The 22833-nt window shown below is 66.2% G+C and carries 22 protein-coding genes and 1 pseudogene; 18 read left to right on the forward strand and 5 right to left on the reverse strand.

The window, feature by feature from the left end; all coding sequences use genetic code 11:
- The 5 genes and pseudogenes from AAFN86_RS28645 to AAFN86_RS28665 form a co-directional block, all read left to right on the forward strand.
- Positions 1 to 105: pseudogene (locus AAFN86_RS28645) on the forward strand (IS5/IS1182 family transposase); the annotation flags it as partial.
- Positions 106 to 285: 180 nt separating this feature from the next.
- Positions 286 to 666, forward strand: coding sequence for a hypothetical protein (locus tag AAFN86_RS28650; RefSeq protein WP_347547072.1), 381 nt, complete (start codon positions 286 to 288; stop codon positions 664 to 666).
- A gap of 1050 nt (positions 667 to 1716) precedes the next feature.
- On the forward strand, positions 1717 to 2205 hold the full coding sequence (rnhA, locus tag AAFN86_RS28655) for a ribonuclease HI (protein WP_347547098.1): 489 nt from the start codon (positions 1717 to 1719) through the stop codon (positions 2203 to 2205).
- 5 nt (positions 2206 to 2210) lie between these two features.
- Complete coding sequence (locus AAFN86_RS28660) at positions 2211 to 3026, forward strand: hypothetical protein (RefSeq protein ID WP_347547073.1); 816 nt, start codon at positions 2211 to 2213, stop codon at positions 3024 to 3026.
- Entirely contained in the window at positions 3023 to 3739 is a 717-nt protein-coding gene (locus AAFN86_RS28665; RefSeq protein WP_347547074.1) for a ParB N-terminal domain-containing protein, read from the forward strand. Before AAFN86_RS28660 ends, AAFN86_RS28665 begins: the two co-directional genes overlap by 4 nt.
- A 323-nt stretch (positions 3740 to 4062) precedes the next feature.
- Here the strand turns inward: AAFN86_RS28665 and AAFN86_RS28670 are convergent, their stop codons facing one another.
- Complete coding sequence (locus AAFN86_RS28670; protein ID WP_347547075.1) at positions 4063 to 4287, reverse strand: hypothetical protein; 225 nt, start codon at positions 4285 to 4287, stop codon at positions 4063 to 4065.
- Positions 4288 to 4459: 172 nt separating this feature from the next.
- Here AAFN86_RS28670 and AAFN86_RS28675 point away from each other — a divergent pair, with 172 nt between their 5' ends.
- From AAFN86_RS28675 to AAFN86_RS28685, 3 genes are all read left to right on the forward strand, one after another.
- A complete protein-coding gene (locus AAFN86_RS28675; RefSeq protein WP_347547076.1) occupies positions 4460 to 5158 on the forward strand; it encodes a recombinase family protein in 699 nt (232 codons plus the stop codon).
- Positions 5155 to 5421, forward strand: coding sequence for a hypothetical protein (locus tag AAFN86_RS28680; RefSeq protein WP_347547078.1), 267 nt, complete (start codon positions 5155 to 5157; stop codon positions 5419 to 5421). The genes AAFN86_RS28675 and AAFN86_RS28680 overlap by 4 nt, the downstream gene beginning before the upstream one ends.
- 401 nt (positions 5422 to 5822) lie before the next feature.
- On the forward strand, positions 5823 to 6014 hold the full coding sequence (locus AAFN86_RS28685; protein WP_347547079.1) for a hypothetical protein: 192 nt from the start codon (positions 5823 to 5825) through the stop codon (positions 6012 to 6014).
- Between the two features lie 347 nt (positions 6015 to 6361).
- Here the strand turns inward: AAFN86_RS28685 and AAFN86_RS28690 are convergent, their stop codons facing one another.
- The 3 genes from AAFN86_RS28690 to AAFN86_RS28700 are packed head-to-tail and all read right to left on the reverse strand — an operon-like array spanning position 6362 to position 8676.
- Positions 6362 to 7255 carry a DUF5677 domain-containing protein gene (locus tag AAFN86_RS28690; RefSeq protein WP_347547080.1) on the reverse strand — a complete coding sequence of 298 codons (894 nt, stop codon included), beginning with the start codon at positions 7253 to 7255 and terminating at the stop codon, positions 6362 to 6364.
- 26 nt (positions 7256 to 7281) lie between these two features.
- A complete protein-coding gene (locus AAFN86_RS28695) occupies positions 7282 to 8034 on the reverse strand; it encodes a tyrosine-type recombinase/integrase (RefSeq protein WP_347547082.1) in 753 nt (250 codons plus the stop codon).
- A 21-nt stretch (positions 8035 to 8055) separates the two neighbouring features.
- A complete protein-coding gene (locus AAFN86_RS28700) occupies positions 8056 to 8676 on the reverse strand; it encodes a DUF6538 domain-containing protein (protein WP_347547083.1) in 621 nt (206 codons plus the stop codon).
- A gap of 265 nt (positions 8677 to 8941) precedes the next feature.
- Between AAFN86_RS28700 and AAFN86_RS28705 the strand changes: the two genes are divergently transcribed.
- The 10 genes from AAFN86_RS28705 (at position 8942) to AAFN86_RS28750 (ending at position 21693) form a co-directional block, all read left to right on the forward strand.
- Positions 8942 to 10243 (forward strand): phage integrase central domain-containing protein, encoded by a 1302-nt coding sequence (locus AAFN86_RS28705; RefSeq protein ID WP_347547085.1) that lies wholly within the window; start codon positions 8942 to 8944, stop codon positions 10241 to 10243.
- Complete coding sequence (locus AAFN86_RS28710) at positions 10243 to 10875, forward strand: hypothetical protein (RefSeq protein WP_347547087.1); 633 nt, start codon at positions 10243 to 10245, stop codon at positions 10873 to 10875. Before AAFN86_RS28705 ends, AAFN86_RS28710 begins: the two co-directional genes overlap by 1 nt.
- 81 nt (positions 10876 to 10956) lie before the next feature.
- Positions 10957 to 11256, forward strand: a complete 300-nt coding sequence (locus AAFN86_RS28715; RefSeq protein WP_347547088.1) for a hypothetical protein — start codon at positions 10957 to 10959, stop codon at positions 11254 to 11256.
- On the forward strand, positions 11253 to 12011 hold the full coding sequence (locus AAFN86_RS28720) for a hypothetical protein (protein WP_347547089.1): 759 nt from the start codon (positions 11253 to 11255) through the stop codon (positions 12009 to 12011). Before AAFN86_RS28715 ends, AAFN86_RS28720 begins: the two co-directional genes overlap by 4 nt.
- A 108-nt stretch (positions 12012 to 12119) precedes the next feature.
- Entirely contained in the window at positions 12120 to 15227 is a 3108-nt protein-coding gene (locus AAFN86_RS28725) for an AAA family ATPase (protein WP_347547091.1), read from the forward strand.
- Positions 15228 to 15607: 380 nt separating this feature from the next.
- On the forward strand, positions 15608 to 16315 hold the full coding sequence (locus AAFN86_RS28730; protein ID WP_347547092.1) for a hypothetical protein: 708 nt from the start codon (positions 15608 to 15610) through the stop codon (positions 16313 to 16315).
- Positions 16316 to 16350: 35 nt separating this feature from the next.
- Positions 16351 to 17094: a recombinase family protein gene (locus AAFN86_RS28735; protein WP_347547093.1), complete on the forward strand. Its 744-nt coding sequence runs from the start codon at positions 16351 to 16353 to the stop codon at positions 17092 to 17094.
- A gap of 546 nt (positions 17095 to 17640) precedes the next feature.
- A complete protein-coding gene (locus AAFN86_RS28740; RefSeq protein ID WP_347547094.1) occupies positions 17641 to 19227 on the forward strand; it encodes a hypothetical protein in 1587 nt (528 codons plus the stop codon).
- Positions 19228 to 19271: 44 nt separating this feature from the next.
- Entirely contained in the window at positions 19272 to 20462 is a 1191-nt protein-coding gene (gene dcm / locus AAFN86_RS28745) for a DNA (cytosine-5-)-methyltransferase (RefSeq protein ID WP_347547095.1), read from the forward strand.
- The gene (locus tag AAFN86_RS28750; protein WP_347547096.1) at positions 20392 to 21693 is read left to right on the forward strand and encodes a DUF3883 domain-containing protein; all 1302 of its coding nucleotides are present in this window, start codon (positions 20392 to 20394) and stop codon (positions 21691 to 21693) included. The genes dcm and AAFN86_RS28750 overlap by 71 nt, the downstream gene beginning before the upstream one ends.
- A gap of 56 nt (positions 21694 to 21749) precedes the next feature.
- On the opposite strand, the gene AAFN86_RS28755 is transcribed toward AAFN86_RS28750, so the two are convergent.
- Positions 21750 to 22028 (reverse strand): hypothetical protein, encoded by a 279-nt coding sequence (locus AAFN86_RS28755; RefSeq protein WP_347547097.1) that lies wholly within the window; start codon positions 22026 to 22028, stop codon positions 21750 to 21752.
- Positions 22029 to 22833: the final 805 nt, after the last annotated feature.

The raw sequence follows: 22833 nt of genomic DNA on the forward strand, positions 1-22833 counted from the left end.
TCCAAGCTCAAGCAGTTCCGCCGCGTCGCCACACGCTACGAAAAGACCGCCCGCAACTTCCTCGCCGTCGTCACCATCGCCGCCACCATCCTTTGGCTCAGGTAACTGTCCACGGAACCTAGCCTTCGAGCCCCCAGTGAACCTTGAAACAGTGGACATTCCCGACCCCGGGCGGCTCGCGGATTTGGCTAGGCAGTTAGGGAGCTGATGCTTGTGAGGTTTTTCCACTGTGCCTCGGCGCTACTGGCGCCGGGTAGCATTATCGAACCGGGGAACTGGGGGCGAATGATCCGAACCTATCTTCCCAATGAGGGCGGGACGTTCGGAGTTGCATTCCGCGAAATGATCCTTGAGCAGGAGCGGCTGAATATTGACGCCGCGAAGCCCAGCCGGTTGGACGCGCTGTTTGCTTGTCGCTCCGAGGCGGACCTTCGGCATTTCATGCAAACCAACAGCCGCTTCCGCGACATTCCGTATGAGGTGGAGCTTGTCGGGCCAGCGCCATTGCACTTCGGCGACCACACACTTCCCCTGTTGGCGCCCGGCGTAGCTTACTTCGACGCATTCGCGGCTCGTGCCCGATCCTACTGGGCGGGCCCACCCCCAGTGCAAAACGTAGAAGTCTTGATTGGCGGGCCGGTAAAGATCGTCCAGCGGCTTCCGTGACGATGGCTTGATCACGCCGAAGAACGCGCCGTTGTTGGCAGGCACAACCTGAGGAACGCGGGCGGGGGGTGCGGCAAGGGCTTTCGGGGATGCCGGATGAGGTGTTGAAGGACCTTGGGTCGGTGCCCTCGCCGGTCCCGCCGCTGGCCCGCAGCGAGTTAGGGTGAAACTCCCCACAGAGTGACCGTGCGGCGCCGAGCTATGGCCTGCTACCCCACAGGCCGGGCATCGGGGTTACGGCCCCCCTCCCCACAGGGCGGGCATCGGGATTAGGGCCTATCTCCCCACGACATAAACCGGCGCGGAGTTGCGGGGGCCCTCCCCACAATAGGGTGCATCTCCCCACGCATCGGCGGCGCCTTTTCGGTGCAGTGGGCTTTGCCGGAAGGGGCGCCGGGGAGTTACCCCCCACCTCCCCACAATAGGGGGTCGTTCCCCATCGGATCGGGGTTCGATCAATACCCTGTCCCTCCCCTTGAACCGGGGCCGGGGAGTTACCCCCTATCTCCCCACAAGGGGCCGCGCGGGAGTTACGGGGGCCTTCCCCACAATAGGGGCCATCTCCCCACAATAGGGGGTCCCTCCCCACAGAGAGGCCGGCGGGAGTTACCCTGCATCTCCCCATAGGGGGACCCGCTGGAGGTTACCCCTCCCTCCCCCACAGGGAGGGCCCGGCGGCAATAGTCAGGACTACCCCACGCACCGACCGCCCAAAGCGCAATGGGCAGAGCGGACAATACCCACCCCCTCCCCACGTCCCGAAGCTGGTCCGGCAATACCCGGTCGTTCCCCACAGGAAGATGCGCGGAGGTTACCCGCCGTCTCCCCACAATAGGGGGGCCTTACCCACAATACCCCCCGACCTCCCCACGCGCCGCAGCGGTAGCGGTGCAGTCCGCTATGCCGATGGCGAACGCCTCGCGTCGTGATTGTCCCGCCGCCCGATCCACTCTCTCTCACAACCCCTCAAGGCCACCTCACGATGCCCGCTTCGGTCCCCCGAACCCGGAAGCGCGGACGTGTGCCCATAAGGAACAAATCCAAATGACCATGACTGACAGCGGCGATGCCGCAACGCCCCTCGGCACTGTGCCGCGAGACATCGACATATGGACCGATGGAAGCTGCCGCCCGAACCCCGGCTTCGGCGGGTGGGCCGCCATCCTCCGCAACTCGGAAGGCCAGACGCGCAGCTTCAGCGGCGGCGAGGCCATGACCACCAACAACCGCATGGAGCTTCACGCGGCTATTGCAGGTCTTTCCGCGTTGAAGCGTCCAAGCCGCGTCGTCCTTTACGCCGACAGTGAGTATGTCGTGCGAGGCATGACGCTATGGCTCGCGCGGTGGCAGGAAGGCCGGTGGCGCACCACCAGCGGCAAGCCCGTCCTGAACGCTGACCTTTGGGCGATTCTCGTTGCCGCAGCGGAGCCCCATGAGGTGACGTGGCAATGGGTGCAGGGCCACGCCGACAACCCGATGAACGTGCAGGCCGACGCGCTAGCAAACGCGGCGCGGCTTCGGACGGCGCGGGAGGGCTGAGACCAATGGCCTTCATCATCGGCGCGGCCACGCTCGCGGTCACCGCCGCGTCAGCCTACGCTTCCCATCAGGGCCAGACGGCATCAGCAAAGAAGCAAAACGCCTATGCCGCCGCCACCGACGCTGCGAACCGGGAACACCGACGCGACGTGATGGAATACCAGATGGACGTTTGGCAGCAGGATTTGGCTTATGCCAACGAGGTGCTGGCCTATTCGCGGGGCGAGTTCGACAAGCAGACCATGTGGGCCACCACCGCCCTTGCTGCCGTCGAGCGCAACCGTGATGCCGACGCCTTCACGCTGGCCGTGCGGGGCATCGAGGAGACCATCGCGGCGACCTTCAACAAGACCAGCACGGCCCAACAGGGGCAGGCAGCACGGGCGCAATACGCGAACCGTGAACGGGGCGTTGAGGGCAACAGCGTCGAGACCATCCTTGGCGACGTGATGCGGCAGGAGGGCGACGTGGTCACCGTGATCGACGTGAACCGCAACGCCGTCATGCGGCAGATGGGCCGGGAGGCCCTGGCCCTGGATGCACAGCACGACGCGCAGGCATCACAGATCGCCGGGAGTATCCGCACGTTTGCCCCCACGGCGCCCATCAGGGAGCCCGGCCCGGTCCCCGTGCAGAACCCAACCGCCACCGTCGCGGCACCATCGGGGATGCAACTTGTCGCTGGTCTCGCCAACAGCTTTGCGGCGGGCGTGAATGCCTACAACGGTGCGAGCGGCCAGAACATGCAGCAGACGGTGGGCCAGGTGGGCTCATGGGTCGGGCGGCAGTTCTCCATCGGTGGCAGCGGCAGTAGCCCGTGACGGGGCAGCAGCGGGACCCCGTTACGGTCGCCATCCGGGACCTTCACCGGGACAGCCGGTTCCAGATCAGGCACGCGATAAATCGCGCTGCGGTGGCCCGCTACGCCAACGCCCTTCGGGCCGAAGCACGGCTTCCCCCCGTGCGCGTTGCGCTGGTCTCTGGCGTGCCCGTGCTGGTGGACGGATGGCACCGCGTCGCCGCGCATCAGGCCATAGGGGCAACGCACGTCCAGGCCATCATCACCGAGGCCACCGCACAGGAAGCCCGATGGCTGGCAGCAGAGGCGAACCTCACTCACGGCCTGCCGTTGAAGGCGCGGGAGGTGAGAGACGCCTTCCGGGCGTTCATCAAGGCCCGCCGCCACCGCATCCGCGCGAGACAGGGGAAGGGGCCCGGCAAGCTGTCCTATCGAGAAATCTCAAAGGCCCTTGGCGGGCTAGTCACACATCAGACCGTGAGCAACTGGATGCACAAGGACTTCCCCGACACCGCCCGGGAATACGGCGCGGAAGCACAGGCCCCCGCCGAGGCGCCAGCCCCGGAGGACCCGGAGGAAGGCTTTGCGCGGGCGGCCCACGAGGCTATCGCGCAGGCCCTTGCAGCGGCCCGTGGCGTGACCGATCCAGCCCGTCGCGGGGCCATCATCGGGGAAGCGGAGGCGGCCCTTCGGGAGCTTCGCGAGGCCCGCGCATGGGTCCCCGCTGAGTTCTAGGACGGGGCACCGGCTAGGGCCTCCGCGTTTTTCCCTTCCATGGGAGGGGCCTGGAGGCCCTGGTCTCCGCAGGGCACCGTTAGGGGCTGTCAAAAATGGACACCCCTAGGCGACAAGGTGGGGTTTTCGACGGGGCGCCCGGGGGTCAAACCCTAGGTATTCCGCCTGTTTCCCGGCGGTGACCTGAAATGTGGCCGAGGTGCCCCAATGCGCGGCGAGACCCCGGATATTTTGGGCCACGCATCTGAGCGGCCTACCGCCCTCCGGACGCAGCGGCTTTCCCCCGTGGGGGTGGGTGAGGTCCCCGCCGGGGACGTGGCGAGCTACCGCGTGCCCATCGGCGCGGCGCAGTCGAAGCGGGGCCATGCATCCCGGTCGGCCCGACAGCCCATGACCTCGCCTGTCCTGGTGTCGATGCGGGCCACCACCCCGGCAGACAGCGGGGCAATCTGGTAGCGGCCCTTCGCCCCTAGCGCGTCTATCACTAGCAGCCCCGCCACGAAGGCCAGCACCGCCCCCGCTGTCACGCTGCCCCAATCCGGCTTCACCCTTCGCGCCCCCTCTATGCCCCGTCATGCGCCCCACGGGACCGTGGCGCGGGCAGCGGGGAGCAGCAAGACCGTGTCATTATAGAACAACGACCGATGATCGGTGTTGACACGATCCAGCCATGCCCCCATCCTCCCGCCCGACCAAGGACGGGACCGAGGGGAAGTGACGATGGGGCGAGGCAAGCAACCGGCCTTCGCGGTGGCCTACTATCGGGTGAGCACCGCCGAGCAAGGGCAGTCGGGCCTTGGGATGGAAGCCCAGCAGGCCACCGTCAGGGCCTTTGCGGAGGCCCGTGGGTGGAAGCTCATTGCCGAGCATCAGGACGTGGCGAGCGGCAAGACCGACAACCGGCCGGGCTTCCTCGCAGCGCTCGCGGAGTGCCGCCGGATGGGGGCCTTCCTGGTCGCCGCGAAGCTAGATCGCATCACGCGCCGGGCGCACGCCCTGTCCGCGCTGTTGGAGGAAGGCATCCGCCCCCGCACCGCCGACATGCCCGATGCCGATGACCTCATGCTTCGGGTCTATGCGGCGATGGCGCAGCGGGAGCGGGAGCTAATCTCGGATCGGACCAAGGCCGCCCTGGCAGCGGCGAAGGCGAGGGGGACCAAGCTCGGCGGGGATCGTGGCAATCGGCCCGCCGCGCCCCCGGATGCGAAGGCTGCCGCCGCCGCCCGCATCGACACCGCCGACCGGGCAGCGTTCCGCGTGATGCCCGCGATCCGGGAGCTTCGCGAGGGCGGCGCCGCGTCCCTGCACGCGCTGGCCGATGGTCTCAACACCATGGGCGTTCCCACGCCGAGGGGCGGCACATGGACCGCCACCGCCGTTCGCCGCGCCCTGGCCCGCGCCGAGGGGGCCGAAGCATGAGACCGCTGCGCCGCGCCGCTACCACCGCCCGGCGGCCCGCAACGGGACCCGCGCAGGCCACCGCCACGGCCCCGATGGGCGAGGAACGGCGGAAGGCCCTGGCCCTGTCCAGGCATCCGGGGCGGGACCGCGCCATCGGTCTAGCCTTTTGGGCAGGCTTCGCGGTGCTGGTCCTGCACTACCTCGGCGTGATCCCGTTGGGGCAGCCCACCGCCGCCGACATCTGGCCCCCGCCGCGCCCCGTCGCCACCGCGCCACGATAGACTGGCCTGGGCTGGCCGGATTTGCGGTCAATCCCACTGCACCGCAAACGCCGCCGAGCATCCCTTCCGCCACTGATCTAGGATAAGTGTCCTCTATCAGCGGCATGGGATGCATTGATGCGCGGGGCCTTCCTTGCCCTAGGAGGCCCTTCCCGGTGCCCGAAAAGCGCCCGTCGCGTCGCCCTTCTAGGCCCCCGATAGTCCCGATAGCGGGAGCATCTAGCCCCCGACAATGGGCTCTCACCGATCCCAAGGGCCTTTCAGACCCGGCGCAACAATACCGATTAAGGGACTGATATTGCTGCGGATTGTGTTCCTTTCCGGCTTCCGTAACGGGGACCGGGCGGGCACCATGGCGCTACTCCGGGAGGGCCGGGGGATAGGAATGGAGACAGAAGGCCATGGCCGTTAGCCTCACCATCGACAGCGCGGGGACGTTCCTCCGCGTCGGCAACGTCGAGACCTATGCCCGCCGGGACCGCGCCGCGCCCCGTTCATGGGCCTTCATCCGGGAGCCCGGGGCCTGGGAAATGGAGGCCGGGCGGTTCCGCCTGACGGTCTCGTGGGCGCCCAAGCCGGGGGAAGCGCCATGAGGGGCCCTCGCAAGCCCACCCGCGCCACCACCACCACCCGCGCCGCCGCAATCCTCGGCGGGGACCTTCGGGCCGCCCGTCGCGTGGTCTCCCGCCTTGTCCCCCGTGCAGCGGTGGGTGGCAGGGGACGGGGACGCCGAGGCGCGGCTAGTCCTCGGGACCTACGTCATCCACCACGGGAAGCCACGGGGTGCGGGTGAAGGCGGGGCTTGGGCGGTAGCGCCACCCGCCGGCCCTCCGAGGACCGCCTACGGGCCGGGAAGGGGACCGGCCGGGGCGAAGGGGCGGGCGCGGGGAAGGCCCGTCACTCGCCCGCCGCAGGAGCAGGAAAGGGGCATCGCAAGAGACTAGGGCGATGGCGCGGGTCCGTCACTTGAGAGCAGCGCCTCGGCAACCGCAGGCAGCGCCCGTAACCGATCCAACTGCTTGCCAGCCAGTTCTTTGAGGCCACTCTCACCGATGTAAGCCGCGACGCACTCGACAAGAGCGGTGAAGGCGAAGGTCGCTGACATCAACACTGCAAACTGGTGATCGAGCACCAGCAGGCGCATTTGATCGCCGTTCGTCGGCCTGCCTCGGCCGCCCCCGATGCCCCAGAAGTGCATCGCCGCGAAGTAGGTACCGTGAACGACCTCCGACGCGTGGCGATAGATGTTGAAGGTCGCAGCGCTGAGAATGATATGCGACGACCGTGGGAACGTGGCCGCGATTGCAGCAAGGCGTTCAGCAATGTTCTCGTCGGTCCAATCCTTTTCGCGGCCATTCCTCCACGCAAACTCCGCCGCGAGGGCCTCCAGACGCGACCGTTCCCCCGGCGTGAGTTCCACAATGCGCTGCACAGCCATCGTCGTTTCACCGGCTTGCCACGTCCGATGAAGGTCGCGGAACGCCTTCTGCTCTGCATGGCGCTTAGCCCGGGCCGCCATGTCACGGCCCTTGGCCATGATGAACAGCACGTTGACGACGCCTTCCACAATGGAGCGAGCAATCGGATAGGCGTCGCGCACGTGGAGCGAGACCTCCTCAGTCAAGCGCAGTATCGAGTGGCCAGAGATGCCGACCATGTGGGCCATGGTGAGCACAACGTCCACGACCTCCGGATCGCCCGCCGCAAGCGGCCTCTCACCTGTTCTGGAGAGTTGAAGGCAATGCAGGCAAGCATCGACCAGCCGGGTCTGTGCTTGGAGGATTTCTCGCATCCCCGCGACGGTCGCTGTCATTGCGTCGAGATCGGCGGCCAACGCACGACCGTCATCATTCCCAGCCCTCATCGGCCCCTCTTCGTATCGCTGGGCAGCTTCACCGCCAGCACGCACTCCCGCAGCTTCGCCCCAAGTTGCCCCGCTGTGACGTAGCTCCGCATCAGCACGTCTGACGGGTCAGGCTTGTGGCCGATCACCGCCTCAATGATGCGGGGCTCTTGGCCCGCTGCAATGGCCCGAGTGGCGAACCATCGGCGGAAGCTGTGGAAGTTCACCTTGGACCGCCGCCGCCCTTCCTCGCGCTCATGGACGCCTGCCTCCTGGCGATAGCGGTTGAACCTCTTGGACACCGCGCCCGACCGCTCCGCGTGCTTGTTCAGGTCCCCAAACTCCGGGAACAGCCAGGCATCGGCGGGCTTGCCTTTGATCCGTTCCGCGATGATGGGCGCAAGGTCGGGATGCACCGGCACGTCACGGGGCGTCGAGACGTTCGACCCCTTCAATCCGGGGGCGCGGATCACGTCCGCATCGCACATGCCGACCGTCAGTCGCGCCAGTTCCTCAAGGCGGGCGCCCGTGAGGGCGGCGAAGCGCATTAGGTCCAGCATGAAGCCCTCGGTGGTGCCGCCGAACAGCGCCGCGACCTCATTATCCGTGAAGGCCCGTTCGGGCTCTGCTGCGCCCTTCGCACGGGCCTTGCCGGGGGCCTGCCGTTCCCATGGGTTCGCCATGCCCTCCGCGACAACGCCGCGCTTCTCCATCCATCGCCAGTAGCCCATGAGGGCGCCGCATACCGTGCGGGTGCGGGTGGCGCTCACCGACCGCTCTAGGTGCTGGGCTTAGAGACCAGCAACGCGGCGCGTGACGGCCTCAACCGAGGAACCGTGTCCGGCGGATGCCTGCCAATCTGCGAAGTGCTTCACGATCCCTTTGTAGTCGGACACCGTTCGCAATCGCCGCTCGCCACGGTCGCCGGGTTCGGCCAGCCATTCATCAAGGTGCAGCATGGTCGGGGTGGCGATGCCCGCCGCAATGTCCGCGAAGGCCCGTGCCCGCGATGCCCCTTCCTCCCGCGCGATGCGCTCCGCACGGTCCTCGACCAAGCCCATTGCGAAATCCACGGCGGCGGTCTCATGCACGGTCCCGTCCGGGTCGTGAAACCGCTCGACAGGGAGGCCCGTGGGCTTGCCGTCGCGGGCAGCGGTCAGCGTGTCCCGCCACGCCATCGCTTCGGCCATCACGGGGTCAGTCTCGGGACGCTTCCGGCGAGCATCATCAATCCGGCGATGCAGTTCTAGCAGCGCCTTCGGAAGGCGGGCCTTGGCAATGTCCTTGTCGCGCGTGTCGAGACCCTTGCGGAGGCGCTTCCGACCGACCGCGTCGCGCAGGGAAGGGGGCACATCCACCACCGCTTCCCAGCCGGCCCGGCGCTGTTCCAGATAGCCCGGTATTCTCGCCATTCCCCCTCACGTCTCCCCTCACGTTTTCCCCCTCACGGTGCCTCTGGAGGATAGGAAGATCAAGGGTTAGCTGGGGTTCAGGATCACGCGGCGAGGGTCCCATCCCCTCCGCCAGTGACCCCTTTTCACATGCCACAGAGACCGCAGGAAAGCCCCGGAAATCCGGGGCTTTTTCATTTATATCCACATATGCGGATGCACCTGGACGTGCCCATAACCGCCGCATAGACAGTGCCCCGGTTGGACAAGACTGAAGGCTCGGATCATGGCTCCGAAGGCGTGGACGACGAAGGAAGTCGAGGCTGCGCTGCGTGGTCAGCGCGAGGGGCGGCACCGCGTCGCGCCGGGCCTTTACCTGCGCATCGAAGCGCCGACCGCTGGCGAGGGTGGAAGGGCCTCGTGGTCCTTCCGTTATCAAATCGACGGTAGGCCCCGGATCATGGGCCTGGGCGCTGTCGGCGACGTGACGCTGGCCGCTGCCCGCCGGAAAGCCGAGGAGGCCCTGCTGCTGGTCCGCGGCGGAGCCGACCCGATCGCCCTTCGCGAACAGCGTGCGCGCGAGGCTGCGGTAGCGGCATTGGCCGCGCGCATGCCGACCTTCCGTGAGGCTGCTCGGCAGCACATTGAGAGTCAGCAGGCCGGATGGCGGAACGAGAAGCACGCGGCGCAGTGGGCGGCCACACTCGATGCCTATGCGTATCCCCATTTCGGCGACCTGCCGGTCAACATGGTCGACACCGACCACGTCCGGGCGGCGCTCAGTCCGATCTGGACCACCAAGCCCGAGACGGCCTCGCGCGTGCGCGGCCGGATCGAAGCCGTCCTGGATTCCGCCAAGGTGCGCAACTGGCGCTCCGGCGAGAACCCGGCGCGGTGGAAGGGCCACCTTGCCCTGCTGCTGCCGAAGAAGGCGAAGGTGCAGGCGGTCGAGCACCATGCCGCTCTCGACTGGCGCGAACTGCCGGCGTTCTGGATAGCGCTGGGTACACGCGGCGGCGCTGCGGCGCTGGCGCTGCGCTTTGCTATCCTGACGGCAGCCCGATCCGGTGAGGTGTTGGGCGCCACCTGGGCCGAAATTGACACCGCGCAGCGCCTCTGGACGATCCCGGCGGCGCGCATGAAGGCCGGCCGCGAGCATCGCATTCCGCTCAGCGATGCCGCGCTTACGGTGTTGGCCGAGGCGCGCGCTGCCCAGCCCGATACCGACATTGACGCGCGCGTCTTCGCCGGGCGCGGCAGCGGCGGCGGGCTGTCGTCGATGGCGATGACCATGTTGCTGCGGAAGATGAAGCGCTTCGGCACGAAGAAGCCCTGGGCCGACGCCGCCGGCGAGACGGTGACGGCACACGGCTTCCGCAGCACGTTCCGCGATTGGGCCGGCGAAGCGACGCACCATCCGCGCGAAGTGATCGAGCAAGCGCTGGCGCATGGCCTGAAGGACAAAGCCGAAGCGGCATATGCGCGCGGCAACCTGCTGACGAAGCGTGCCGCCCTCATGGCCGAATGGGCCAACTACTGTTCGCGCCCGGCGGGCGTCGTGTCGCAAGTCGCGAAGGCCGCCGGCTGATGGTTCCAAGCGCTGAGGAAAAGGCCATCGCCTCCGCAGGTGAAGCGCTGGTGCCAGTCATTGAGATCATGAAGGCAATGACGCTCGATGACCTCGCGGCGATGCCGCCAGCGGACCGCACGCCGCAGCATGCGCAGGCGGTCGCGCTGCTGCGCCTGTTCCGCCACACGAAGGCTAGGTTATTCGGTAGGAAGCCGACTCGCGAAGCGCGTGATGAGATCGCCGTTGCCGCCGCGCTGCTCGACCGCGCCGGCCTTCTCGGCTCGGCCGAGATTCTGGCGCCGGACGATCTACGGCCGGCACTGCGCGGCGTCATCGACGCGGCGCGCACCTCGGCGGCGTTGGAAGTTCACGCAGCCACTGTCAGTGGTCGGGAGAAGGGTCGGGCGTCGGGCGAGGCTCGCGCTGGGCGGAACGCAAAGCGCGATGCGCTGATCCGCGGCATCGAGGGTACCATCCATCCCGGCCGCGTTCCTGCGGTTCAACGCACGCTTCGCGACAAGTGGCGCGAGTGGTTCTGCGACGATTGGCGCAGGCACTCTCACCCGGGTCAGCGTCCGACCGAGGCGGAGTTCCGCGATCACATCCCCGCCACGGCGAAGCAGTTCCGGAACATCGCAAGCCGCCGGTGAATCTAAGAAATCTGGCAACGAACACAGTTCATTTCCCATCGCGGCGACGACAACGGGCCAATCCATCAATGGAGGCCACACATGCCCGCGAAGCGCCACGATCTCCCCGCCGTCAGGTTGCATGACGACGTCATTGACGCCCCGCCGCCGCTCATCGGTACAACCGTAAGCGAGTCATCTCGTATTACCGGCCTCAGCAGGTCGATCATCTACGACGCCCTGGCAGACGGCCGCTTGGCCGGCGTGAAGGCTGGCACGCGCACCATCGTGCTCGTCGAAAGCCTGCGGACTTTCATTCTCGGCCTGCCCCCCTACCGCAGCGGCAGCGGCCTCACGCAAGCCGCGACTGCGGCTCGGCAAGGGAAGGATCGGGCAGCATGAGCCGAGTTCCCGACAACTTGCGGAACCTGCCGCCGAATCTGCGTGACGAAGCGAAGCGGGTAGCGCACGGGCTGCTTCGGGTTGGGGGGCCAGTACTGCCCGTGACCCGTGCCGCCGCTGCGCGTCACGAGGCCGGGCATTGCATCGTTGGCGCCGCCTTTGGCCGCCGGCTGAAGCGGGTCTTCATCCAGCGGGCCGGAGCGGAGTGGCAGGGAGGCACGTATCACCACCCGCCGCCCGGCCTGAAGATGCCCGGTGGAATGGTGCTGGCGTCCCCGGCGGAGATGTTCGGCGCCGCGCTCGTGATCCTTGCCGGGCCGCTGGGGGAACGCGTGGGCGTGCCTCCTGGCATTGGCAGCACATGGGCAGCGGATGCCGCCGAACTGGTCCAGGTCCGCGAAGGGCTCGTCACCCTCGCAGCAATGGCGCAGCGCCCCGGCGGCGCCCTGCCTGCGGACATGCCACCGGATTTCGACTTCCGCGCCGCGGTTTTCTTTGCCACCGCCTCGAAGGCGACAAAGCGATTGCTCATGGAGAACATGGGAACGCTCGACCGCTTGGCGGCTCGCATCGAGACGAAGCGCCGCCTGGCGGGCCATGAGGCGGGGCCGACATTGCGCGACGTACGGCGTGCCGATGCTCGCGCCCTGCTCGAAGTGGCCGCGGCCACTGCCGGTCTGCCGCGGCCGCCGGACACCGTGCCCGACTTCTACCAGGCAATCGCCTGCCGCGACGCGCCGCAACGCGGCGCATGACCGACCGGCCGTCCGGCACGGAAAGGGCGGCGGGTCGCCAATCCCCACCGCGTCGAATTTACGTCAGCAAGTGAAGAACCGCCGCCATCCGAGAAGGACCGCCGGCCGATGAACGACAGCATGCCCTCGAGCGGCATGACCCTCGACGTGGCGCCGATCTGGCACGGCTTCCTTGGGGCGCGCAGTCATGCGGCGCGGATCGTTGGCACACGCTCCGTGCCACGCGCGCAGGCCGAAGCAGGCGCACAAAGGGCGGCTGGCATCGGCTATCGCGGCATCGGGCTGGCGCTCGGTGGCGACGCCGGCAGTGGCCATCGCCTCGCCGCAGTCCTTCCGGCGCCGGACGCCGTGGCCAGCCCTTCTGCGCGCCGCTGGCCCGATGACGCGCCATTGCTGCTGGTCGCGTATCCTGCCGGCGAGGCAGCCGCCGTCGCGGCCCTGGCGGCGCACAGCAATGCGCGGCTGCTCGCGAAAGGCTTCCTGCCCCTGCGCGAACCAACGACCGGACTGGCAGCGCAGACGATGGGCGTGGCCGGCATCGCGCAGCTGCTAGGCGACGGGCAGGCCGCAGCACGTATGCCGGCAGCAGCGCCGGCGGAGGCCGTGCAGGACCCCCCTCAGGCCGTCATCGCACTGCCCAAGGGTGTCTGCGACACAGCACCTCCAGTGGCCCCCGCTGTGCCGAGTGGACGGCTGCGGCCATTCCGCGCCGCCGACAATGGCGACCTGACGGTTATCCGCAGCACCGATCCTGTTTTCGTCGGCAAGACGTACCGGCTCGATAAGGCTGGCCAGGTCACGAAGGCCGCCGTCGCCCACATCGCGACGGGTTTTGGCTACCCCTGCGCAGTTCCAGACGCACGGTCCATGGCGGCGCTGCTTCACCTGGTCACGGAAGCCAACGACCTTGCGATCTGCAATGGTGCCCTCCGGGGCGCGGACGGCCAGACATTCGGCGTAGTGACGGAACGCAATCTGGCGGGGATGCTCGGAACAACAGCCGGGCAGGAGGTGCCTGGCGGCGTGCAACTGATCGGCGGCAAGCGCGTCGCGGCGCGGCTGAAGCGCGGCATCGATCCGACCTCCTGGGTGCTGTTAGATGCCGACGATCCGGAAGGCACGCCGGACGAATGGCGAGGCCTCGACATTGGCGCTCGGCTCGCACTGATCGAACGCATCGTGCCCGGCATTTCGACGTGCGAGCGCATCGAGCTGCGTGGATCATCCAGCCGCGTCGTGCGGCCGGGTGATGAGCCGGGGCACCGCACCCACGCATGGATTCGCGTATCGCATCCCAGCTTGGTCAAGACGCTACGCGGCGCGGTGCAGGTTCGCATGGTGACACGTGGAGTGTTCTTCAGTTCACCGCGTCGTTCGCGCGGTACGGGCGAGGTCATCGGCCACGCGCCACGCACGCTGATTGACCTCGCGCCCTGGCTGCATGGCCGGCTCGTGTTCTGTGCCCGGCCTGTTGTGCGGATCGATGGCTACACGGTCGCGGATGCTGGCATCGTCATCGTCAACGAAGGCGCAGGGACGCTGGACATCTCGGATGTCCGCCTGCCGGACGACGATGAGCGACGGGCCTACGAGACGCAGACCGGCCACGCCATCGCGTTCAGCCAGGACGGGCAAGGTGTGTATGCCGAGGTCGCCGGTGCGCTGACGCGCGACACACCCATCGAAGTTCGCGGCGCGGTGAAGGCCATGGGCACCTGGCTCGACGCCATGGCGGAAGGTGCCAAGCTGCGATGCGAGGCACCCTTCCGCGACAGCACATCCGAAGCCGCGTTCATCCGCAAGCTGTCAGATGGCCGCGCCTTCATCTTCGATATCGGCAATGCGACCAAATACGTCATGCAGCGTGAATCCATGTTCGGGCCGGTTTCGCCTGACGATCTTGAGGACGGCGCAGAGCGTGACACCCCTGCCAGGGCGACTGGCCTGCCCGACCTCCCGCCGCAACACGGGCCGTTGCCGCCGCGGCCGTGGCTGCTCGGCACGGTTCTGCTGGCCGGACACATCACGGTGCTGATCGCGCCGGGTGGTGTCGGCAAAACTTCCGTCGCCCTGGCCTGGGGCTTGGCGGTGGCGACGGGACGCGGTCCCGACATGGCCGGGATGGAGTTTCACGGCGAGCCCGGCGGCGTGCTGGTGCTGTCAATGGACGATCCAACCGACGAGTTGCGACGTCGGCGCGACGCCCTGTGCAAGCGGCATGGCATCGAGTTGCCGGAAAGGTTGGCGCTCTACGGCATGGAGGTGCTCGCGGCCATCGGCCTGACGCGCGCGGAGAGGGGCAGCGGCGTCGTGGACACGCACGGCGTCGCCGTGCTGCGTGGCCTGCTGGCTCGTCACCGGCCGCGCTTGTTGATTCTGGATCCGCTGGTGGGCTTCTCGGCCGGCGGCGTGAACGACAACCCCCTGATGGCTGCACTGCTGACCGAGTTGCAGCGCATGGCGACCGAAAGCGTCTTCGCGCTGCTGATCCTGCATCACGAACGCAAGGGCAGCGCGCAGGACGGCACCGCGGACGCCTCGATGGGTGCCGCGACAATCACCAACAAGGCGCGCATCGCGTTGCGCCTCGTGCGGATGACGCAGAACGAAGCGAAGCAGTTCCGCATCGCACCATGGGAGGCAGACAATTATGCCTGCCTCGGCGGCGCAAAAATGAACATGGCGCCGAGCAGCGTGCGGACATGGTTTCACCTGGAGGGCGTTGGGCTCCACAACGGCACGCCCGCATATCCGCGCGGCGACAACGTGCAGGCCGCGCTTCCCTGGAAGCCCGTCGCGCGCGACCGGCAATTCACCGACGCACTTCACCGCGCACTGTTGGAGGTGATCGCGCGCGGCGCGTCGGATGGCGGAGGCTTCCTAGCGATAGCATCCAACAATGGGGAACCCCGGCTGCCTTCCAGCGCCGAGGCGGCCGAGGCGGTGCGTGCCCATCTGCCGCCCGGCCGGGCCATGGGCGGCAAGGAATTGGAAAGCGTTGTCCGCGCCGCCGCGATCGAAGCAACGCACCTCGGCTGGCTCACAACCGTAGAGGTCAAGGTTGCGCGTCAAGCGGCCGGTAAGGGTGGTGACCGCAAGGGCAAGCGCCTGGCGGTGGTCTGGCTGGCGACGCCATGGAGGGACGATCCGACACCGGGGCCGTACGTCACCGACGTGACCGGCGATGGCGCGGACACCGATGACGATGAGGTATAGCGACGCGCGCCAACGGCCTGCCTGCCTGCCGATGGCCTTTAAGGTGCACGGCCGCGCGACCAGCGCGCGACCGGTGCACGAGCGGTGCGGTATTGCACTGCTACCCCGTCGTGACAGGGGCGTGCAGGGCCTGCGGCCCGGTGCACGACCACCGGTCACGGGGGGTATGGGGGGTTAGTGGTCGTGCACTTTGGAGGGGGCGAACGGCAAAGGCGGTCGCGCACCCGCACTACCTCCAGCACCCTCAGGCGAGCGAACGGCGACCCAGCCGCCCCGTGAACGTCGCCGCTACCCCGTGCGGCGCGCGCTGCCCAGGCGCAGGGCAAGCACCAGCCGCCGTCGCAATGGGCGCGGTCGGCGAGCGCGCCCGATGTAATCCCATGCTTCCAGAAAAGGCCGTAGCGGTCCTAATATTAGGATCTATGGTGGGGTTTTCCGCGATGCCGACGGGACAGGTGGTGGTTGCCCAGGTGCGCGCAGCAGGCCCGGACGGGTCGCTGCGCTACGTTTCCGCGCATGTCGGGTCGCCGGCGCAGCCGGCCGCCGCCATCGCAGCAGGCGAGCCGGTGAACCGCAACGACAAGGGCCAATGGGCGAAGGGCCAATCCGGCCGGCCGAAAGGCTGGCGGCGCCAGGATCACGCGCTGCCGATGGCGGAGTTGTGCAGGAAGTACGCCGCCGATGCGCCGCGCATCGTCTGGCAGATCATGCTCGATGCGGCGGCGCCGCCCTCGGCCCGGCTGGCGGCGGCGCAGTTTCTCACGGAGCGCGGCTACGGTCGCGTGCCCGCCGCGAGCGATGCACCGGGCGGCGATATGCGTGCAATGCATCTGGAGGCGCTCAAGGCGCTTTGCGCCGGTAGCGCCACCGCCGTCGCTGGCACCGCGGTCGTTGCCGCGAGCGCCGCTATCGAAGCACGTCAGGCTGCTGCAGCGGCGGAAGCCGCGGCTGACGCCGTGCGTGACGCTCGCCTTCTAGCCGCCGCCGACGCTGAGGGCCGCGAAGCTAGGATCATCGACGTCGCAACCGCTCCGCCCCGCCCAGTCGACCGCTCCAGTCGGGCGGGGGGCGACGACCCTAGCAACTAATCCGCTGCTGCCGGGCCAGCGTTGCGGTTGTCTGCTTGCGGCAATTGTCGGCTTGCGTTCGGAAGCCGACACCGCTATCACCGATTAGCGGGCGGCGGGGGCCCGGCGAGATGGCGGTTTACGGTTATACGCGAGTCAGCACCGAGGAGCAGTCGGCGGAAGGGCACAGCCTAGACGCGCAGGCGCGGATGATCGCAGGGAAAGCGATGACGCTCGGCGACGAAGTGGCTCGCGTGTTCGTCGATGCCGGCGTTTCCGGAGGCACGCCCATCGCCCAGCGTCCGCAGGGCGCCGCGCTGCTCGCCGCGCTGCGGAAAGGCGATGTGGTCATCGCCGCCGCACTCGACCGCATGTTCCGCGACACCCGCGACGCGCTGAACACGATCCACGACTTCAAGCAGCGCGGCGTCAGCCTGCGGTTCCTAAACCTGTTCGAGGGCGGCGATGTCGTGTTCAACGGCCACGCCAAGATGCTGCTGACGATCCTCGCGGCCTTCGCGGAGGAAGAACGCGCAGCGGTCGGCCGCCGCACCAAAGCGATCCGCCAACACCTCGACGCGCAAGGCGCCTATGCCGGCGGCAAGGTGCCCTACGGCTACAGCGTCGGGGCCGATGGCATGCTGGTGCCCGTAGCGGCAGAGCAGGAGGTGATCGCCGCGGCGCGGACGATGAGGGCCGAGGGTGCCAGCCTGCGCGACATACGCGCGAGGATCGAGGCGCAGCATGGGGCGCGGCTTGCCCTCGACACCATTGCGCGTGTCACGAAACTGGCCGTCTGACTCGAGGCAGAACGGATCGTGCGTGCTCTGCAACAACCCGATACAGGGCGAACAGCCCATAGTTGATCGGGTGGGCGAGTTCCGGTTTCACTCGGTCAAGCGTGGAACTCTGTCGCCCCCCTTAACACTTCCAAGGGGCGCCTTGTGTGGCGGCCCACCTTCGCGCCCATCCTCGATTCGATTTTCATGGGCACTCGAGAAAAATTTTTCCCGGCGCACTGACCGGCATTTTAACGTGCAGTTGCATCGGATCATCCCGACGAGTCGGCCGTTGCACGAAGGGTACAAGTGCCTGAACCGCGGCCGTCTCCACGATCGGCATGCAGCGAGGCGATGACGTAGTTGGCCTAACATCGGAGCCGGCCGCAGAGTATAGCGTCGACGGGGACGCTTCGCGATTCGGGTCCTCCGACGACGCCGGCGCGCGTTACGTATGCGACTTCAGGGGGATCCACATTGGACGGTGAGGCCAAGCCTATCCGAGTGCCGGCCCCGGGCGGCTGGGTGCCTAGGGAGACGTCGCCCGATTATGCGCGGAAGTCGTTAGTGGAACGTGTCACAGGACGGTTCTACACACCCGACCTCCTTTCCGCAGGCTTGGCAACGAGGGTCGCAGCGGAACTTGCTGGGTCGACTGGCGTCGGGCTGACCGCTTCTAAGAGCATCCGAATTGGGGATCCATTCGTTGGGGACGGCCAACTCGTATTGGCGTTGCTCCGTGCACTCGCCTGTCACCCCTGCATCTCGACGAAACGTGTCGTCGTCGATATCCGTGACACTGACAGTGTAGCTTTGGCCCGTGCACAGGAGCGCATTCGCGCACTTGCACTGGATCTCCGGCTGAATGTGACGATCGAAGCAACGGTAGGAGACAGCCTCGGCAGGTCATCCCTTCCGCCCCATGATGCGGTCATCACCAATCCGCCCTGGGAGCTTCTCAAGCCTGATGCACGGGAAACCTCCGCGCTTGGCGTTAGGGAGCGCGCTAGGTACGAGCGATGGCTTCGAACGCGCTGCGACGAACTCGACAGCCGCTTTCCAGAGTCGCGCGCCGATAAGTCATGGGCGGGCTGGGGAACGAACCTCGCGCGGTGCGGCCTTGCCCTGTGCTTGCGCTCGTGTCGGGCGGGCGGCGCTCTCGGTATTGTCCTGCCGGCGACACTCATGGGCGATCAAGCGTCAGTGACCATGCGGCGCACCCTTGTCGAGAAGGCTGCGCTTATTGACTTGGCAGTGTACCCGTCGGAGGCGCGGCTATTCGACAAGGTTGACCAACCGGTTGTCGCCGCATGCTTGCGCGTTGGGGCGCATGGTGGGGTGGTGGGCGCGGTGCGACACTTCGCAAAGGATGCGTCAGTCCGCGCGCAGCATGCCATCGATTGGTCCGAACGTGGGCTCTCGTCGACTGACTACGCCTTGCCCGTGGCCCACGGGTCGGAAGGCGCCGCGGCACTTACAAAGGCGCTTGCGGGGTTGCCGTGTCTCGCCACGCTGGAGGAGGCAGGCTTGATATGGGCGGGGCGGGAGCTTGATGAGACGCGCGTGGCCGAGAAGTTGCTCAGCGATGGCCCGTTCCCGTTCGTTAAGGGACGCATGGTATCGCGCCATCAACTTGTCGAACAACCATGGGCGTCGGTGAAGCCGGAACTGGCTGCACGAATAAGATCCGTCGCGCATCCACGCTTGGTGTGGCGGGATGTTGCCCGGGCGTCGTCGAAGCGCCGTATGATCGGAGCTATGATTCCGTCTGGGTGGGTGGCCGGAAACAGCCTGCACGTTGCCCATGTCACCGATGGCGACGAGGAGCGTCTACTCGCCCTCTATGCTGTGATGATGTCTATGGCCTTTGAAGCGCAGGTACGCATGCGTCTATCGACGGGGCATATGTCATTGGGCGTGATTCGCTTGGCGCGTGTACCTGAACTGGGGAAGAGAATGCGGCAGCGACTCGCACGGGCCGCAAAAGCAGCGTTGACCGGCGAAACAGGGGCTGACGCTCGGCTCGAAGTCGAAGCAGCAAGGGCGTATGGCTTCTGCAGGAAGGATATGGGGCTTCTGCTCGGTTCATTTCCGAAGTTGACGCAGCCCGATGTGGAGGCGGTCCTGCTCCCCGCCCTTTGGGCTAGCCGATGATCCCAAACCACGCGAGCGCGTCCCTTAGCGACCTTGATCTGCGTATGGCTCGCGCTGTGCCGCCCGGAGGGAACTGGCGCGATATACCGCCTGACATTCCGTCGGAGCGGCTTGCACAAATTCGGATCAGTTTTGCGGCCGGTGAGGGGTCCAGGTCCACCTACTACGGCCGGCTACACCCGGATCGGCCTGCCTACACAATTGGGACCTACTACAATCGGCCGGGAAACGGATGCTTCCTCCACTACGATGCTGCTGGCGGGCAACACCGAACGCTGTCGCATCGCGAAGCTGCCCGACTTCAGTCGTTTCCAGACTCATTCAGTTTCAGTGGTCCGCAGCGCGCTGTATGCCAGCAGATAGGGAACGCGGTTCCGCCGTTACTGGCCTATCAGGTCGCACTAGCGCTTGGTGAGCCAGGCACCATGGTGGACGTTTTCTCCGGGGCAGGTGGACTATCGCTCGGATTCGAATGGGCAGGTTGGCGGTCTACCGCTGCGGTCGACATAGACCGGCACGCAGTGGCGACGTTCAATGCCAACGTACAAGCCGTAGCATTTGAAGGCGATCTCCAAGACGGCGCGACGCAGGATCGCGTCGTGGATGCTGGTCGGAGGACGACTGGAAGGTTGGCGCTCGTGGGCGGTCCCCCTTGCCAAGGCTTTTCGACAGGCGGCAAGCGTAGATCGTCTGATGATGTGCGGAACGGCCTGCACGCAAGCTATGCAGCCCTCTTGGCGCGCCTCCGTCCGGACGTGTTCCTATTTGAGAACGTGTTGGGCCTGCTCAGCATGGACGGCGGGCGCTTCCTTTCGCGTATCGTGCAGGGCTTCCACACCGTCGGCTACGAGGTCGTCGTGTGGCGGCTCAACGCTGCAGACTACGGCGTACCTCAGCGGCGTGAGCGCGTGATCCTGGTTGGTGTTCCAGAAGGGACCGATGTCCCCGCACCACCGCGCCCATGGACCAACCCAACCCCCGGGCGCCTCTTCCCCCTGCCTCTCGTTCCGGGCGTTGCAGAAGCGCTGGACGACCTTCCTCCGCTCCAGGCTGGTCAGGATGGCAGCGCGCTTCCGTACCGAGGGGGGCCGGAATCAGATTTCCAAAAATTTGCTCGCGGCGCGATTGCACCCTATCAATACGTCTCCGGGGAATCGAAGCAGCATGATTCGAGTGAACGATCCAGCATTGTACAATGCGTCCCTGCAACTGCTCGAGCGCTTTACGGGACGTAGCTATTACGGACGCTTGGTCCAGATTTTTCTAGCTTGCAAGCACTATGGTCGTCTCATCCCTCGTGTTGGTGCAACTCAGGGAATCGATGTCGGCACATTTCAGCGTCTCGTAGATGATATGTACGAGAAGCCTTCACGTAGACCTCATCCGTCTGTGGCCATTCTCTTCAGCAACAATCACCTTCGTCGTACAGGAGTTGCCGGTCCAGGTATGGGGGCAGCAAACATCTGGCGGAACAACTTCAATATCCAGAAGGGCTTTGGCTGTTACGCGACGCCAACTAAATTGGCAAATCCGGCCTTTCGGAATCAATCGCGTACTGTCTGCCCGCACCTTGTAACTGCGGTGCCAGGCCAGTTGGCGGGAGCTCATTGCGACATCGAGCCCAGGGGACGATACCGGCGCGAAGACCATTACAAAGTCTTTCGAATCGATCCAGCGACGAGGGAGCATTTCGTCTATGACCCGGCCGACGTCGCACACTATCAGCCAATCGTGCTAGCGCCGGGCGGACGGCGCTTACCTATCGTTCCTCTCATTATCGGTCTTTACTTTGATTCCGACCTTGCTGCGGGCCGGACTCAAATAGACGTCGGCGATTTCCTTATGGATTTTGACTTTTTGCCATCTGAAGCCATCGCCTACTTTGACGACGATCCTAGTTTACCGGAGAACGCCGCGATCGCGGCAATTGCTGCGGGTGGATTGGCCTGGAGTAGAATCGCGGTTCCAGCCGCACCGATGCCTGTCGCACCGGCTCCACTGCCCGGTATTCCAATGCCTGTTCACCCGCGTGGGCGCAGAGGCGCGCCGCCGGTTGTGCCAGTTGCGGCGCCACCAACAGCCCCTCCAGCGGGTGGGCACTGGTGGGATGCTGAACAGGCAGTTAGGAAGGTTCTCGAGGACGACGGTTGGATCGTGCTGGATGTTAGCCGCTTTGGCGTAGGATATGACATGCGAGCCCACAAGGCAGGCACAACAAGGCACGTCGAAGTGAAGAGCAGCGCTGGACGTTGCGCGCCGCTTCTCACTCAGAACGAGTACAATGAGGCGAAGAGGCTCCGCCAAGAGTATGTGTTGGCCGTAGTGGAGAACTTCGACCCGGTGCAGCCGGTGTCAGTCTGGTGGGTTCAAGATCCAGCTAGGCTAACGCTAGGTGCCAGGACAATGACGGCCTTCTCCCTGGCCCGCTCTGCTTGGTTGCCGAGCGCTACTGCCAACATCCCTTGACCCCCGGCACTTCGACGGCTGCCGAGGTGCCCTCGATCCGACTAGCGCTTGGATAGTCACGCGTTCGCAGCCGCGCGGTTGGCGAGAATCCCCTGAACGCACATTGCTGCCGCGGCAGAAAACGGGACCGAGGGATTCGCCAGGGGGCGCACCTCCACAAGTTTTGGTACGGCTCCGACGTACGGGTTCCCTTCCATCACAGCTAGCCAGCCCACCAAGCCCTGTGCACGCAATTCACCTTCCGCATGCACGATCTCGTCCTCAGTCGGATCGGATGCGCGGCCGACGGTAACGAAGCGGCCGTCAGTGCCCAGCACGATCCAGCGACGTTCCATCGACCTTTCCCTTGCGGTCGGCACTGCCGGCTCCTTTCCCAGTGATACAGAATTATTTGGCATGGCGTCTCTGCTCATGCCACCTCGTAGATCCATCCAAGACTCCGATCGATCATCTTCTGCAGCGCGCACCGATAATCCAACAGCGCAATCGTTTCCTCGGCCGGTTTGGCACCAGCATTGTGGCCCAAACTGTGGCCCGCATCGACGGTCTTCGATAAAGACCGCAGTATGTCGGGCTTGTTCGACAGAATCCCCTCCGCCGGCGCCCTAGGTTTTCTGCCGGTTTGCGGGGCAATTCCCTCCGAAGTCCACAAATCAGTCCACAAGATGCAGTAAGGTCACCGCGCGCGCGTTTCTTGGGGCACCAGCCGGCCAGGGTGCGACAGCATGTGGCCTACCTGTTGCCCGTGCCGCTCCAAGAGTAAGGGGGGGTGGTTGAGTCTTTGGCGCCCTTCGGTGCCGGGACCGCGTTCCCCCGCACGCGCGGATTTTCGAGCCTCTTTGATGAATTCGGCCGGATTTGATTTCCGCCGGATCAAGCGCGCTCAGCACCTCGCCGCGCGCGAGTTTTACCCTCGCAGGCGGGCGGCTCTCGGACGCTGCATTTTGGGTCCTTCCCGAGCCTGACCGCGCACGGTTATTCGAAGCGCGCCGATTGGGTATGCAAACCCGATGGCTAAGAGCCCATCCGGAAAGGAATTGAATCGGCTGAATCGGATGTGATTCGCTGATCCTGCGGACGATTCGTGGGGCGGATGATGGTGTGGACGGTAGAGCATCGGCGTGCGGCGGATCGACGTGG

The sequence above is a fragment of the Roseomonas sp. CAU 1739 genome (genome assembly GCF_039839775.1).
In the GTDB taxonomy this organism is placed as follows: domain Bacteria; phylum Pseudomonadota; class Alphaproteobacteria; order Acetobacterales; family Acetobacteraceae; genus Neoroseomonas.